Origin of the sequence: Bradymonas sediminis (assembly GCF_003258315.1) — a bacterium.
Taxonomy (GTDB): Bacteria; Myxococcota_A; Bradymonadia; order Bradymonadales; family Bradymonadaceae; genus Bradymonas; species Bradymonas sediminis.
In genome coordinates, this window is record NZ_CP030032.1 from 2,841,863 (window position 1) to 2,856,510 (window position 14,648).

The window sequence follows — 14,648 nt, forward strand, 5'->3', positions numbered from 1 at the left end:
TATGGAATCGACGCGGGCCCCATTGAGCCGGGCCGCGCGTCTATAAAACTGCTTATGCTTAAGAAGTTACGTGAAGGTAAAGGATCAGGTTCTCTGCAATCCCTGCTTCCAACGCTCCATGAATTTCTCGCGCTCGCTGGCCTCGATCGCTGGTTCAAAAACCCGCTCCACGCGCCAATTATTGCGAATTTGCTCCAGGCTTTTGAACGTCCCGTGGCTTAAGCCGGCGAGCAAGGCCGCGCCGAGGGCGGTCGTCTCGGTGACGGCGGGCCGCACGATATTGCGGCCGAGGAAGTCCGCCTGCATCTGCATCAGCAGGTTATTCGAGGCGGCGCCGCCGTCCACCTTCAAATCAACCAACTTCTCGGTGCCGTCCTTCTCCATCGCCTGCAGAACATCGACGTTCTGCATCGCGATGCCCTCGAGCGCCGCGCGCGCGATATGCGCCGAGGTCGTGCCGCGCGTAAGCCCCCAGATAAGGCCGCGCGCGCCGGGTTTCCAATGCGGCGCGCCCAGCCCGGCGAGCGCGGGGATGACGACGATCTCGCCGGAATCCTCCACCTGCATCGCGAGCTTCTCGACGTTCCCTGCGCAGTCGATAATCCCCAGCCCATCGCGCAACCATTGGATCATCGCCCCGGCGATAAACGCGCTGCCCTCCAGGGCGTAGGTCACCTCACCGTTGATCTGCCAACCCAGGGTTGCCAGCATCCGATGCTCGCTATGCACGCGTTGGGAGCCGGTATTCATCAGCAAAAACGCGCCGGTGCCGAGCGTACATTTCGCCTCACCGGGCTTAAAGCAACATTGCCCGAAGAGCGCCGCGTGCTGGTCGCCGGCCATGCCGCAGATCGGGATGCCGTCGCGCAGGCCGTCCACGCCCTGGGTCACGCCGTAGAGCTCCGAGTTGCCCACGATCTCGGCGAGCAGCTCCCGGGGGACATCGAAAAGCTCCAGAAGCTCCGGGTCCCACTCAAGGGTGTCGAGGTTCATCAGCAATGTGCGCGACGCGTTCGACGCGTCGGTCTTATGCACCTTCCCGTCGGTGAGTCGCCACAATAGAAAGCTGTCGATCGTGCCAAACGCCAGCTCGCCGCGCCCCGCTCGGGTGCGCGCGCCGTCGACGTGGTCGAGGATCCACTTCACCTTGGTCGCCGAAAAATACGGGTCGAGCAAAAGCCCGGTGCGCTGCTGCACCCACGCCTCATGCCCACCGTCGGCCAGGGATTGAATCGTGTCGCGCGTGCGCCGGTCCTGCCACACGACGGCGTTATAAATCGGCGCCCCGGTGTCGCGCTCCCAAACAACCGTCGTCTCGCGCTGATTGGTAATGCCAATCACCGAGATATCTTCGTCGGTGATTTGAGCCTGACGACAGGCCCCTTTAATGGCGACCAGGGTCGACTTCCAAATCGCCTCCGGATCATGTTCGACCCAGGAGGGCTGCGGAAAGATCTGCTCGAAATCCTGCGTAATTCGCGCGAATCCGCATCTCGTCGTCGACAATAATCGCGGTCGTACCCGTGGTTCCCTGGTCAATCGCACAAATAAATTCGGTCATATTTCATCCCAGGCATCGTATCTATTGTTGTTCTACGTGACATAGAGATTAACGATTGAGAGCGCATCATAAATTTCAACTAAACCCGCGGCTCTCATCATTCCCAACCCATCTAAATTCTGGCGATAGAATCGCATAGTTCAAAAGAGAATCAAAACCCCAAAACGCCGCAATCTGTGCCGAAGGAGCGTCGGCTACTCTTATCGAATTTGACGTCCTCGCTCCCGCGCCGTATTCCAAGGAAGCTGCTTCGGATACGCCAACCCCGGCGCGGCGAGTGTGCCCTTTGGGGCTCGCTATGCCTTCTAATAAAACTGAACCGAATTATACACTTATGAGAACTCGATACTTCACAGCAGCTTTGAGCGCGTTGGTATTGTTGACGAGCGGGTGTGAGACCTCAAAGCCGGTCGATAAATCAGCGCCAACTTCAGAATCACCGAAGACAATCTCGCTGACTGAGGCGAAGCTATCGAAGCTCATCGCGCGCGCAGAACGCGCGCGCGACCGCAAATTACAGACGCCACCGACTTTCCGGGCGGTCCAAAGCCTGGCGGATGCGCCGGCGTCCCAGACGAAGCAACCCGCCGATCGGGGGTTACTCGCCGAGCGACTCTTTGGCGTCGCGGATATGGGCGAAGGCGCGCCCGCGCCCTATGCGTCGATTGCCCGCTATGAACGGGCTGAAAACCGAGTGGACTACACGCCCAACAAACAGCAAGGCGAAGACCTCGAGGTCGCCCTGCTTGCGGCCATCGTCGCCGCGATTGACGCGCAGAATTTCGAACCGCAGGCGTCGGCCACGACCTGGGATGCGGCGCTCACCCAGGCGGTCGCGCGCGAGGCGACCGTGTTGCTCGCGCTGGGAGTCGATCGATTGGCCAAAGACTATCCGGACGCCACCATCGATCTTCTGGCCAGCCGGCCCGAGTTGGCGACCGACTTGCCGCATTTGGGGGATTGGATTGCCTTTCATCAAGCGCAAAATACGGGCGCTGCGGCCAACGTCATTGGCAGTCGGGAGCAGAGCTTCGTGACCCGTGAGGCATGGCGTCTGGCGACAGCGCTCTACCGAAGCAGCGGGTGGTCCGGTGTCGAGCTTGTCGGAGCGATGCCGCCGACGCGAAGCGCCGACGTCGTGCGCCCGGACCAATGGATGCGCGGCGCGCCCGTGGGGAAATGGACCTGGCCGGAGGAAAGCCGCGAAAGTCTTGGCACGGTGGGCCCCGCGATTATCGCCATCTGGTTGGAAGACGTGGTCGACGCGCGCCTCACCCAGTCACTCTACGCGGGCTACCTATCGGATGCCTATCGCTATGACGCGGCGTCCAAGACATTTGAATGGCTCACGCTTTGGGACTCGCCGAGCAGCGCCTCGCAGGTCGCCGCGGCCTTTGAGCAGCGCCTGCGCGAACGATTCAAGCCCGGCGATGGCGCCGCCGAGGCGTCCGGACGCTTCAGCGTATTCGCCGAGGGGCTCACCGTTGGGGTGATTATCGAAAGCGGCGACGATAGCGACGAGACGCGCAGCGCCCGGCGCGCGCGGGCCGAGCATTTGCTCAAAGCCCACACCGTCGAGCTGATGCCGCGCGCCCCGCTTCCCACAAAATTTGTGCCCACTCGCCGCGATGAGTTCGTGGCGCGCGCCGCCGAGTCGACCCTCGAAGAGCGTGTCTGGAAAGCCTCGGACGTGAATCTTCGCCTAGACCTCAACCCACTCGGTGATGACTGGCGCGTTCAGCGACCCGACGCCGGCACCTTGCGCTGGTTTGCGAGCCACCAGGACGGCGCGCTCCTGCAACTCACGGTCGAGCTCGATAATCCCCTCGGCCCCGCGTTTGGGTCGGAGCACTATCAGAAGAAGACCGCCGAGGCGCTGCGCAACTCGTTCCAAGACGCGTCTGTCGAAGTCCTAGCTAAGAAAAACCAGGACACAACCGGAGCGTTTGGGGATTCTGGGCTGATGCTTCGCCTTCGCGGTCGGCTCAATCAGCAGAAGCGTGTGCTTCAATTATGGCAATTTCGCCGCGGCGATATGCTCATCAGCTATAGTCTCCAGTCGCCTCCGGAGTCCTTCGACGCGCGCCTTGCCGAGGCAAATGCGATCGTGTCGGCGAGCCGGCGGTTGCGGGATGAGGACGAGGTTACGAATGAGGAGCCTAGCGCCGCCGACGGACAGATCGACTATAAAATCGAGGACTAAAATTCCTGGCTAAGCATATCGATATTCTCGGCCTGGCGCGTCCCACGGGTGGGGGCAAATTCGGTGGGCGCGCTGCCCTCGATAAAGGGGAAGTCGACGCCCGCCTCGCCCTCATGCGCGCGCAAACCGGTCTTCGGATCGATGCGATGCCACACCACGCGCGCCGGCGCATCTTGCGCCCAAATCGTCGGCTCCGGGGTGAAATAATGCGTATAAAAGCCCTCAAATACCGGCATGGCCACCGTCGCGCCGTGCTCGCCGGCGCCCAGCGCGCGCGTATTCGCGTCGCTCCCCACCCAGGCGACCGCCGTTAATTCCCCGTCGAAGCCCACGAACCACCCGTCGTATTTATTCGTGGTGCCGGTCTTTGCTCCAACCTGCCAATCGGCCGGCAGCTTATATGCGGTCCCGGCGGTCGCGACGCGGCGAAGCATATGGGTCACGATATAGGCGATCTGCGCCGAGATGCCGTATTGCGGCGAGGGGTTGGGCGTCGCCATGCGCGCGAGGCGAGCGGCGCTCGACCAATCGGCTGTCGCGAAGTCATCGCGGTCGATTACTGGATACCCATCGGCGTCATAAATGGTCGCGACCGCCGAGGTCTTGGTGGTGCGCCCGCGGCGCTGAAAAGCCGCGTAGACCTCGGCCAATTCTACCGGCCGCAGGCAACTCGCCCCGAGAGCGGCGCTGACGGTGGGCTCAATTGGGGAGGTGACGCCCAATTGCTTCGCCCGCGCGATGACACGCCCGATGCCCAGGTGATTCATCAGATGAACTGTGGGGATATTGCGGCTCTGGGCTAGCGCGTCGGCGAGCAGGATATAGCCGCGAAAGTCGCGGTCGGCGTTAGTGGGCTGCCAGATCTTCTCGCCGGCCGCCCCGCCCCGCCCCGACGGGCTCGCGCCGGGCAAATCGGAGAGCATCGTCGCCGGGGTCAGCCCCTGATTGATCGCCTCCGCGTACACGATCGGCTTAAAGACGCTGCCGGGTTGGCGACATGCCTGCTCGGCGCGCTGGAAAATACTGCGGTCCGCGTCCATCCCGCCGACCGACGCGATGAGGCCGCCGGTGCGCGAGTCGAGCGCGATAAACGCGCCCTCTTTTTCGGGCTCCTGCACCAGCAGCCACTTCGGAGGCGTGTCGGCGTTGACCTGCTGGCGCCGCACGAAGATCAGATCATCGACCGTCAAGATCGTGCGCAAATCGCGCAGCCGCGCGGGGCGTTTATAATGGCGAGGAAGTTCTGCGGGCGCCGCCCACCGAGCGTCTTCGAGCTTGAGGATTTGCTCGCCCCCGGCGGTCATCACGGCCGCGGAAGTCGCGTTGACCGAGGCGACACGTCCGAGAAGGAAGTCACCGCCGGGCGGCTGCGCCGCCAGTAACGGGTCGACCATCTCGGGCGCCGTGACGCGCCCCAGCGCGCTTCGATAACCTTGGCGACGGTCATGGGCCTGAAGCGCCTCGCGAAGCGACCGCCGGGCGTGGGCCTGCGCGCGGGGTTGATGCGCGACCACGACGCGATAGCCGCCCGATGCCCATGCGCTGTCGTCCGCATCGCTCGGCTTGGGCACAAGCTCATCGAGCGCGCGCACGCCTGTCTCGGCGGCATAGGGCATGCGCTGGGGCTGAATATTTTGGTAGCCTGCAAGCTCGATGGGGCGCGCGATCTCGGCGGCATGACGAGCGTCTGAGAGCAGCCCAAGCCTGTGCATTTTACCCAAAACCTGGTCTCGATTGTGGCGCGCGCGCTCAGGGTCCGTCACCGGGTTCATAAGACTCGGCGCGGGCAGCACACCCGCCAGGAGCGCCGCTTCTGCGACCTCAAGCTGTGAGGCCGGCTTGTCGAAATAGGTCCAGCTTGCCTGTGAGATGCCCACCGCGCCCTGCCCAAAAAAGACGCTATTGAGATAGACCTCGAGGATCTCGGATTTGCGGTAGGTCGCCTCGATACGCCGCGCCAGCAGCAGTTCATTAAACTTTCGCCGAAGCGTCTTCTCCGGCGACAAAAAGCGCTTGGCGACCTGCTGGGTAATCGTACTCGCGCCCTGCGTCGCCTGCCCCGTACGAAGATCGACGAGGGCCGCGCGAAGGATGGCGCTCAGGTTAAACGCCCGGTGCTCGAAGAACTCGGCGTCTTCGGCGGCGATAAATGCCGCGACCACTTCGGGGGGCAGATCGACGACTTCCACCGGCTTAGTGGAGGGCGACCCGGCGAGGCGCCACCCGTCGCGCGCGACGACCTGACTGGGCCGCGGCGGATGGAGCGTGGCTAAATCAGGGGAATCCGGGAGCCCGTCGGCGAGGGTCGCGAGCGCGAAAATCGCCACAAGCCAGGCGACCAGCGGCACCCAAATAAGCAAGACAAGGAGCAAGCGCAGCGGCATCAACCAATGGCCGCCCCACCTTTTTGAGACCCGAATTTTAGCGGTGACTTGGGAGACCGAATATTTGGGGCTTTGCTGTCGCATGGGAAACAAAGCCTATCAAAAGCCCATGGAGGCGCCGGCGCCGAGGCTCCAATCGTTGACCGATTCGTAAAGACCGTCCGGGGCGATCTGCCACATCCGACCGTAGCGCCCGAGCGCGTAAAATGGGCCCCACACCGACACCCGCGACTCGGCGGCGACCAGCGCGCCATCCAGGTCAAAGACGTCGCTAAACGCGTCGAAATATTGCTTATGAAAATACAGGCCGACTTGAATCTTCTCGGTCGGCCGAGCCGTTGCGCGCAGATGAAAGAGCTGATTCATCGGCCCCTCGTGGTCGGCCCACGCCGCGCTCAGGGTCAACTTATCCCGCACCCGAAGCCCAAGCGACCCATAAAAGCCCTGCGCTGCCTCGCCGGAAAGACTCGCGGCGACGCGAACCTTCGGCGCGGGCAATTGCTGGCCCCAACCGGCGAATTGAAGGCGCTCGATCTCGTAGACTGGGCCGATATAGGTCGGCAAAAAGCGCTCGCCGATGCGCCGGTACTCAAGCTTCGAGAAAACCTCGTAGGAATCGCTGAGCTTCGCGCTCAAAAACGCCCCCGCGAACACCCCGCTGCCGAGGCTCGTATGCTTAGCGAAGTCGGCGTAGGGGATGAGGCTAAATTGCTCACTGTCGACCAGCGCGACCTCCAGGTCGACGCCAATCAACGTGGTCGACTGCTCCCGCAGCACCACCGGATTTCGAGCATCATCGACGATAAGCGCATCATCCGCATCACTCGCCAATTCGGTCGGCGCCTGGATATCGGCGGCGACGCAAAAACCCACGCCGACGCGCGATAAGGCGCTGTCGGCGGCGACAAAAGCCCAGGGGTAGACGTAGGCGCGAGCGCCCATCACGCCGGGGTCGATGATGTTGTCGAGCAGCACCTCCGCGCCGCCGTAGAGCGTATTGAGCTCGCCGGCCGCGCCCATCTGGTAGTGGTCGGTGGTGATGACGTTGTGATAATCGCCGACGATCGTTCCGTGCCCCAGCGAGATGGGCCCTAATTCGCCGGCGTGCAGGTGCAGCGCGCCGCCCTTCTCCCCGTATTCAAGCGTCTTAAGCACCCGCAGAAAGTCACTGACTTCGTCCCAATCCTCGTCGCGAAAAACACTATCTTGCCTGGGTTCCGCGTCATAAACGCGCAAGCGAAGCGGGGCCTGCAGGCCGAGGCGAAGATCGGTTCGACAGGTGGGGTCGACGCCTTCATCACAGCCAAACTGCGGCATCTCGAAGGCGTATTCCAACTTTAGACGGAGCCCGAGAAAACCGTCGCCCCCGATGGAGTCGTAGCTCACCTCGGCGGCGACGCCACGCTGAACCCCGCGGTCGCCCCCCTCGGGCTCATCGCCGGCAAAAGCCGGCGCTTGGGCAACCAGGGTCGACGCGACCATCGCGCCCGCGATAATCGCGGGGCGAGGCCCCAAAGCGCTGAAGATTTGTCGAAATCCGCTCACAATAACAACTCGCTAGGCACTTCCCGATTACGGACGACCAATACTAAAATACTCGAAGCCAGCGTCCTTCATCGCCTTGGGCGCGTAGAGGTTTCGACCGTCGAAGATAACGGGCGCGTTCATCAGCGACTTCATACGCTTGAAGTCAGGGCTGCGGAACTGCGACCATTCGGTGAAAATGAAGAGAATATCGGCCCCCTCGAGCGCGACGTAATCATCCTCGAAGAACTCGATCGCATCCATATTGGTGTCGGTCGCTTTGAGATCGCGCTTGGCGTTCGCGATGGACTCCGGGTCGGTGGCTGCCACGGTCGCGCCCTCGGCGATAAAGCGGCGGATATTGATCAGCGCCGCGGACTCACGAACATCATCGGTCTTGGGCTTGAAGCTCAATCCCCACACGGCGATCTTTTTGCCTTCAAAGGAGCCGAGTTTCGCCTTTGCCGCGTGGTATAGGACAAGCTTCTGCTCACGGTTCACGTCACGCACCGCGTCGAGCAGCAAGGTCTGCGCCCCGCTGTCGCGCCCGAGGCTGGCGAGCGCGCGCACGTCTTTGGGGAAGCAACTTCCGCCGTAGCCCACGCCGGGATAAATGAAGTGCGGGCCGATGCGCTCATCCAGGCTCATACCGGTGCGCACATGCTCGATATCGGCGCCGACCTGGTCGCAGATATTAGCGATCTCGTTGATAAACGAGATCTTGGTGGCGAGCATGGCGTTGGATGCGTATTTCGTCATCTCGGAGCTACGCACGTCCATATAGACGATGCGCTCGCTGCGCCGGAAAAACGGTTTATAGAGCGAGCCGACCTTCTCGGCGGCCTCGCGATTTGCGCAGCCGATGACGACGCGGTCAGGCGATTGGAAGTCCTGAATCGCGCTGCCCTCTTTGAGGAACTCGGGGTTCGAGGCGACGTCGAAGTCTTCGTCGGACAGCTCACGGATGGTCGCCGCGACACGCTCACAGGTACCGACCGGCACGGTCGACTTGCACACGACGACCTTATAGCCGTTGAGGTTCGCGCCGATCTCTTTGGCGACGGCGATGACGTGCTGAAGGTCGGCCGAGCCGTCTTCATCGGGAGGCGTGCCGACCGCGATAAAGATCACGTCGGCTTCGCGCACCGCGTGCGCGGTGTCGGTGGTGAAGTGGATACGCCCGTCGGAAAGGTTACGAGCGACGATTTCGTCGAGCCCAGGCTCATAAATCGGAATGCCGCCATTATTGAGCAACTCCACCTTCGCGGCGTCGTTATCGGCGCAGATGACATCATTGCCCACATTTGCCAGACAGGCCCCCGTAACAAGCCCAACATACCCCGTACCAATTACCGCGACCTTCATTCATAACCTCCTAAAAATATGCTAGCAAATGAGCGACAGCACCTGCGCTGCCTGACTCCCTTCTTCGGGGCGAAAGGCTACGCGGAACCCGCCCAAGTATCAAGTCGTGCCCGGGGCAGAATCAAAAGCAAATATACCGGGCGACGCGCGCAAAATCGGGAACAAATTCGATGACTCAAATTCAGATATTTAAGAACCTTGTCGACGCCTCGGCCCATCTGAAGGCGCCGGTGGTCACCATCGGTAATTTCGACGGGGCCCACCGTGGACACCAGGCAGTATTTGAGCGGGTGCGCGCGCTCGCCGACGCGCGTGAGACCGAGGCGGTTGCGCTCACATTCACGCCACACCCGGTGCGCTTTTTTCGCCCGGAGATGCCGCCCTTCCGCCTGACGACAGACACCCAGAAGGCCCAGCTAATGGGACGCTACGGCCTCGACGCGGTGGTGCTGCTTCCCTTTGATCAAGCACTCGCCGGCCTGACCCCCAAAGAATTCGTTCAGACGGTGCTCCGAGACGGCCTCCACGCATGCCGTGTCGTGGTAGGCGAGGGTTTCGCGTTCGGAAAAGGTCGGGCGGGGCGAACCGACGACCTGATAAAATTATGCGCGCTCGAGAATATCGAGGTCGAGATTGCCACCGATATTGAACTCGGCGACGCCGAGATAAGTTCGACGCGCGTCCGCAAGGCCCTCGCCGCGGCCGATATCGCCGACGTGACCCGCATGCTCGGGCGTCCCTATCAGATCGAGGGGACCGTGGTTACCGGCGACCAGCGCGGCAGAGACCTTGGCTTCCCGACGGCAAATATTGACTCTCCAAACCCCCTGCTGCCGGCCAACGGCATCTATATTACAGAGCTCACCGTTGAGCGACTCGGGAAGCTGCGCTCGCTGACGAGCATCGGCACCCGACCTACTTTCAACGGCGAAGACGTACGCGTGGAGACTTTCGTGCTCGCCGGCCAGGCCGACCCGACCGACCTTGATCTCTACGGGGAGTTGGTCCAACTCGACTTTATCAAGCACCTGCGTAGCGAGGCGAAATTCGACTCCGCGGAGGCATTGGTAGAGCAGATGAACGATGATGTCATCCAGGCGCTCGCCTATTATCGGGATAAGGTGACGGACTGAGCGAGAACCTCAAACCGCTGCATCTAAAATGACAAAAGCACCGCCTCCCCTCTCGGGTCGTCGCGGTGCTTTTCTCTGGGTGCAACTAAGGCTTAAGGCACGGAGCCTCCCTCGGTTTAGAAAGCCGACTCGGGCACGAAGATGATGTCACCGGGGAGCAACCTCACGTTCGCGCGACGCCCCTCGACCACCTCCTGCATGGGGACACGAACCTGCACGTCGGCATCCTGCACCCGACGCGTAAGCTTCGTGCTGTTGGCGTTGGCGCGCGCTGTGACTCCGCCGGCGAGGGCGAAGGCGTCCACCAGCGTCAGATTCGAGCTATAGGGATAGCTCCCCGGCTTCTTAACCTCACCGAAGACGAAGACCTTCTTCGAGTTATACTCGACGACCGAGCAGGAGACGCTCGGATTGAGCAAATATCCGTTTGCCAATCCCTCGGTGACGGTGCGCTCAATCTCTCCGCAGGTCATCCCGCTGACGTAAATACGCCCGACGAATGGATAATTAACGGTCCCATCGGAGGAGACCGTAAAATCACCCGACAACTCTTTTTCATCATGGACGCGCAGGGAGAATTTATCACCAGGACCAAGCGAACCGGCAACAGGAGTGTTGCCGGTCGTCTGTTGCGCTACGAGGGCCTCGTAAGCCGGGTCAACGCGGTCCCCCGCGCAACCCATGAGTCCCCCGATAATAGCGACTATTAAAACGGCGAGCGATGCGGCCGAAACATATCTTTGATTCTTCAACTTAATATTTGGCCGTCATGCTAAAGGTGCCGAGGTGCTGGGTATAGCCGCGCAAGACCGAGATGGAGGGGTCTGAGGGGTCAACCGCCGCGATTGAATACTCGTTATCGGTCAGGTTCGTTGTGAGCGTATAATCAAGACCGAACTTCAACCAATTGGTCGCGTAGAAACCCGCGCCGGCGGTGCCGACGAGCAGAAGGTCATACAGGTCCGAGCCAAAGGTGGTCGTCGGCGCGGAGTAGTCGCGCGCCTCGAAGCGCCCGTTGAGATTAAAGGACAGGCGCTTGTCGAGGACGTTCTGCACGTACTCAGCGTAAACCTGGTGCGATGTATAATAGTTACCGATCGAGGCTTCGCCGAAGTCACGACGATAACCGGCGCCCACTTTATTGTTCAGGTCAAGCCGGCCGAAAGCATATGCCAGGGCAAAGGAGCCGATGACGCCGCTGAAGGTTTCGCCCGCGTCGTGGAACGACGCGCCGTAACCTGCCAAGGCCTGAACCGACAACCGTTCGGTCAACAGCCCCGACAACCCACCCTGCACGCGCAGCGGGTTATTATTATTGTTATTCAGCGTCGGATAGCCAACATCATCACGTGCGGGCACTCGTGCGGTTTCTGCCCAACGTACCAGGCGGAAATCAGCCATCGCCAACAAGGACGTCTTAGGCAGGAATTTCCAGTTGATGTCGAGATCAAAATTGTGAATGTCGCGGTCCAGCGTCTCAAGCGCCGGGGTATCGAAATCGTAGAGCTTCCAATGATAACCAAGGTCAAAGGAGAGCACGTCCCCGCCGGGACGAATCCCAATGACGCCACCCAGTTCGTTAGTGATCCAATTATAGGAATTCTCGCCGGTATAGGGCGACGGCTCGTTGCTGCGAACGATCGCCTCGTCGAGTTTGAGGCTCACGGTCCCCTTCGGGTTGATGATCGCGCTCAGATTACCATAAGCGCTTAACCCGCTCTGGCCGCCCACGTCGAAAGAGGCATCATCACCAACATCAAAGTATTGGTCCCAGCGCAGCCCGCCGTCCAAATCAAGCAGGAAGTTACGCTCACGCGGACTGGCGATCGCGACGGCCGGCTGAATCCCCATGACCGGCGCACCGGCGACGGTGGACGCCGTTTCGTCCTCGGCGGCGCGAAAGACGTTGGAGTTATAAGTCCCGGACAACCGCAACGAGGGGCTTAGTGTCCACCCCTGGTCTGAGTGTAAGGAGTCTCCAGCTTCGGCAAACGCCACCGAGCCGAAAGCTACCTGCGTCAAAAGAACGCCGGCAGCAAAAATGAACGGAGTTTTGGGGGAAATCATACTTAATTCCAAATCAGCGAAAGCTGCACATCAATATATAATTCAACAACAATCCCGCAGGGCGACACCCCTCCTAATTTAGGGGAGGGATCGCTTATTGGTACGGGGTCAGCTCTGGCAGGTCGGTGACGAGGAAAACGTCCGCCGGCTCGTCAAAGAAGTCGTCAACGGTGTCAGGGGTTTCCACGTTAATCTCGGTAGTACCGGTAAATCGCATCTCCTCACCGGTGCACAGAGCGGCTTCGCTCGCCAAGGTGCGAACCTTTTCACCGCCGACCGAGATAAGGGTGTAGTGATGCTTGGCCGCGCCGTCGTCCTTCGCGCTGACCGCACCGTTCAAACTGGTATAGCTTTGTTCCGCGACTTTCACGAAGCCCTTCATGGACGCAACCTTCTCGTTCACGCAGTTCACCCGAATGATATCCTCATCCTGGCTTCGCACGTTCTCGAGCATTTTATTGGTCTGCGCCAAGGTGCCACGCATTTGCTTGATCTTATCGGCCCCACGACTGAGCTTCTCCGCGTTAGACATCGCATCGATATTCTCATCCACCAACGAGACGTCGCCTGCGGCGATACCCTCGGAGGCGGCCGTATCTTGAGCCCAGACAGCTGTCGCGCCGACAAACTGCAGGGCCAGAACGAGCGAGGTATATTTGATCATTTTAGAAAATCGCATTTTATCTCCACCTTCGCGGGTCGCCAAAGTAACTAGAAACGATAGAGCCGACCCAAAAAATACTACTATTGCACCGCCCACCCTAGCCAATGATGCAGCGAACATCAAGAAGCTAGACGGCCGTGTTGGTAAAAACAGAGATTAAGTAAGGGGTATTCCACAAACCTTCGTGGAATACCCCTTCGGGAGGTGCTTATTTGGAACCCTGTAGGACGAATGTCTTGTTAAACATTACGTCGCCACCTTTGGGACGATCGAATCTCCAGGACTTAACCGCCCTTTCCGTACAGCTCTTAAAGCCGCCGCCGATCGACGTATTCGCTTTAACGCTGGTGGGTCGACCCGCTCGCCCGATCGTAACGGTGATGACGAGTCTGCCACCGGCGTTCGGGTTCGTCTTAAGGACACGCTCGAAGCAACTCTGAATCGCTTTGGCGTTTCGCTGAACGACCTTCGAGATACTATTGGCATCCAGGGTACCGGTACCAACGACGGGGTTCCCGTCTTTGATATCCATCTTCGCGGTAACCTTCTCTTCTTTCTTCGAACCGGTGTCCACGCCCTTCTCGGCCTTCTTGGTACCGCTACTTGCGCCCAGGTCACCGATGCTCGCGGTGGAACCAGAACCGTCAGCGTCCGAGGAACCGCCGCTGCGAAGACCACTCTTTTCATAGCCCGCGACGCCTTCTTTAACGCCTTTGGTGTCGGCGAAAGCTTCGTCCATGCCAACGTTTGCTGCACCGTCGACGAGGCTGTCTACGATCGAGGGTCCGTCTCCGTTCACCGATCCGAGCTTGCCGAGCATCGTGGAGTTACGAACTTCGTCCTCCATCCGTTTCTTCTCGGCCGCCTTCGCCGCCGCGATCTCTTCTGCGGTGGGCGCCGGCTTCTCTTCAGTCGAAGGCTTGGGATCCGCCTCGGTCTTCTTCGGCTCCGACTTCACGGGTGGCTTCGGGTCCGGTTTCTTCGCCTCTTTCGAGTCGTCGGGCTCTCCGTCGCCGTCCTCGGGCGTCTCGACCGCATCGGGCACGATTGGCTCTTCAGGCTCCGGCGCTTTCATCAATTCGACAAAGCGGTCGGGAATATTATGATTGAGCCCGTCGATCTGCTCGGGCCACTCATGCAACTGAAGGTAGGTAACGAACCCGATCTGCAATAACGCCGACAAGGCGATCATTGCGACCAGGTAATAATCCATCCCCCTGAACCAGCCACCACGCATCGATGCGGGCAACACGGGTCGTGCGATGGGAGGCGGAGGGGTCACGAACTGAAATAGGATCGTGACTTCGCCAATCTGGATTTTTCCGCGAGCGCGAGGCGTCAGCGCGACGCTATAACCCGTCGCGGTCTTAGTCGCCTTCCCCTGGCTGATCAACTCCTTAAGGGTGCGAACACCGTTACCGGTCGACACTCGACCGGTCATCTTGGAGTCAAAGCACAGGGTATAGGCGCCCGAAGCGGCTTCGAAAACCTGAAAGGATTTCGGCAAATTGGAGGCAGGTACGACAAGCTCGTTTTTCGAGATATCCGTACCAACGCGCACATTACTGGCTGCGCGAAATACCCGCTCTTCGAGGATCTTACCATTCTGAATAAGACCGATACGAAGCACTTTTTTGCCGGACTTATTGCTGCCGGATTTACTGGACATGAAGATTCCTTGCGCTTCGCCAGTACGTCAGAACGGGACAAAAAGAACCAAAGAGGCGCGATACTGGTCGACTCTTTG

Annotated in this window: 10 protein-coding genes; 2 read left to right on the top strand and 8 right to left on the bottom strand. The window is 60.3% G+C overall.

Annotated features, from left to right (window positions below; genetic code table 11):
* Positions 1-84: 84 nt before the first annotated feature.
* Positions 85-1,506: a glycerol kinase GlpK gene (gene glpK, locus DN745_RS10700; RefSeq protein WP_239497539.1), complete on the bottom strand. Its 1,422-nt coding sequence runs from the start codon at positions 1,504-1,506 to the stop codon at positions 85-87.
* Between the two features lie 389 nt (positions 1,507-1,895).
* Here glpK and DN745_RS10705 point away from each other — a divergent pair, with 389 nt between their 5' ends.
* Entirely contained in the window at positions 1,896-3,764 is a 1,869-nt protein-coding gene (locus DN745_RS10705) for a hypothetical protein (RefSeq protein WP_133621772.1), read from the top strand.
* Here the strand turns inward: DN745_RS10705 and DN745_RS10710 are convergent.
* From DN745_RS10710 to DN745_RS10720, 3 genes are read right to left on the bottom strand one after another with little or no spacing between them, the layout of a single operon-like run.
* Positions 3,761-6,232 (bottom strand): penicillin-binding protein 1A, encoded by a 2,472-nt coding sequence (locus DN745_RS10710; protein WP_111334704.1) that lies wholly within the window; start codon positions 6,230-6,232, stop codon positions 3,761-3,763. The genes DN745_RS10705 and DN745_RS10710 overlap by 4 nt on opposite strands.
* A 15-nt stretch (positions 6,233-6,247) precedes the next feature.
* A complete protein-coding gene (locus DN745_RS10715) occupies positions 6,248-7,693 on the bottom strand; it encodes a hypothetical protein (RefSeq protein ID WP_111334705.1) in 1,446 nt (481 codons plus the stop codon).
* Positions 7,694-7,720: 27 nt separating this feature from the next.
* The gene (locus DN745_RS10720; protein WP_111334707.1) at positions 7,721-9,037 is read right to left on the bottom strand and encodes a UDP-glucose dehydrogenase family protein; all 1,317 of its coding nucleotides are present in this window, start codon (positions 9,035-9,037) and stop codon (positions 7,721-7,723) included.
* 170 nt (positions 9,038-9,207) lie between these two features.
* Between DN745_RS10720 and DN745_RS10725 the strand changes: the two genes are divergently transcribed.
* A complete protein-coding gene (locus DN745_RS10725) occupies positions 9,208-10,170 on the top strand; it encodes a bifunctional riboflavin kinase/FAD synthetase (protein WP_111334709.1) in 963 nt (320 codons plus the stop codon).
* A gap of 116 nt (positions 10,171-10,286) precedes the next feature.
* On the opposite strand, the gene DN745_RS10730 is transcribed toward DN745_RS10725, so the two are convergent.
* The 4 genes from DN745_RS10730 to DN745_RS10745 all read right to left on the bottom strand — a co-directional run bounded on the left by DN745_RS10730 (position 10,287) and on the right by DN745_RS10745 (position 14,570).
* On the bottom strand, positions 10,287-10,853 hold the full coding sequence (locus DN745_RS10730) for a polysaccharide biosynthesis/export family protein (protein WP_111334710.1): 567 nt from the start codon (positions 10,851-10,853) through the stop codon (positions 10,287-10,289).
* 70 nt (positions 10,854-10,923) lie between these two features.
* Positions 10,924-12,192 carry a porin family protein gene (locus tag DN745_RS10735; RefSeq protein WP_162687602.1) on the bottom strand — a complete coding sequence of 423 codons (1,269 nt, stop codon included), beginning with the start codon at positions 12,190-12,192 and terminating at the stop codon, positions 10,924-10,926.
* Positions 12,193-12,331: 139 nt separating this feature from the next.
* On the bottom strand, positions 12,332-12,901 hold the full coding sequence (locus tag DN745_RS10740; RefSeq protein ID WP_111334714.1) for a hypothetical protein: 570 nt from the start codon (positions 12,899-12,901) through the stop codon (positions 12,332-12,334).
* Between the two features lie 208 nt (positions 12,902-13,109).
* Entirely contained in the window at positions 13,110-14,570 is a 1,461-nt protein-coding gene (locus DN745_RS10745) for an AgmX/PglI C-terminal domain-containing protein (RefSeq protein ID WP_111334715.1), read from the bottom strand.
* Positions 14,571-14,648 lie beyond the last annotated feature (78 nt).

What these genes read in the sequence shown, in the direction of transcription:
- DN745_RS10745 (WP_111334715.1), bottom strand. Translation starts at nt 14,570, where the DNA reads ATGTCCAGTAAATCCGGCAGCAATAAGTCCGGCAAAAAAGTGCTTCGT.
- DN745_RS10710 (WP_111334704.1), bottom strand. Translation starts at nt 6,232, where the DNA reads ATGCGACAGCAAAGCCCCAAATATTCGGTCTCCCAAGTCACCGCTAAA.
- DN745_RS10740 (WP_111334714.1), bottom strand. Translation starts at nt 12,901, where the DNA reads ATGATCAAATATACCTCGCTCGTTCTGGCCCTGCAGTTTGTCGGCGCG.
- DN745_RS10705 (WP_133621772.1), top strand. Translation starts at nt 1,896, where the DNA reads ATGAGAACTCGATACTTCACAGCAGCTTTGAGCGCGTTGGTATTGTTG.
- DN745_RS10720 (WP_111334707.1), bottom strand. Translation starts at nt 9,037, where the DNA reads ATGAAGGTCGCGGTAATTGGTACGGGGTATGTTGGGCTTGTTACGGGG.
- DN745_RS10725 (WP_111334709.1), top strand. Translation starts at nt 9,208, where the DNA reads ATGACTCAAATTCAGATATTTAAGAACCTTGTCGACGCCTCGGCCCAT.
- DN745_RS10730 (WP_111334710.1), bottom strand. Translation starts at nt 10,853, where the DNA reads ATGGGTTGCGCGGGGGACCGCGTTGACCCGGCTTACGAGGCCCTCGTA.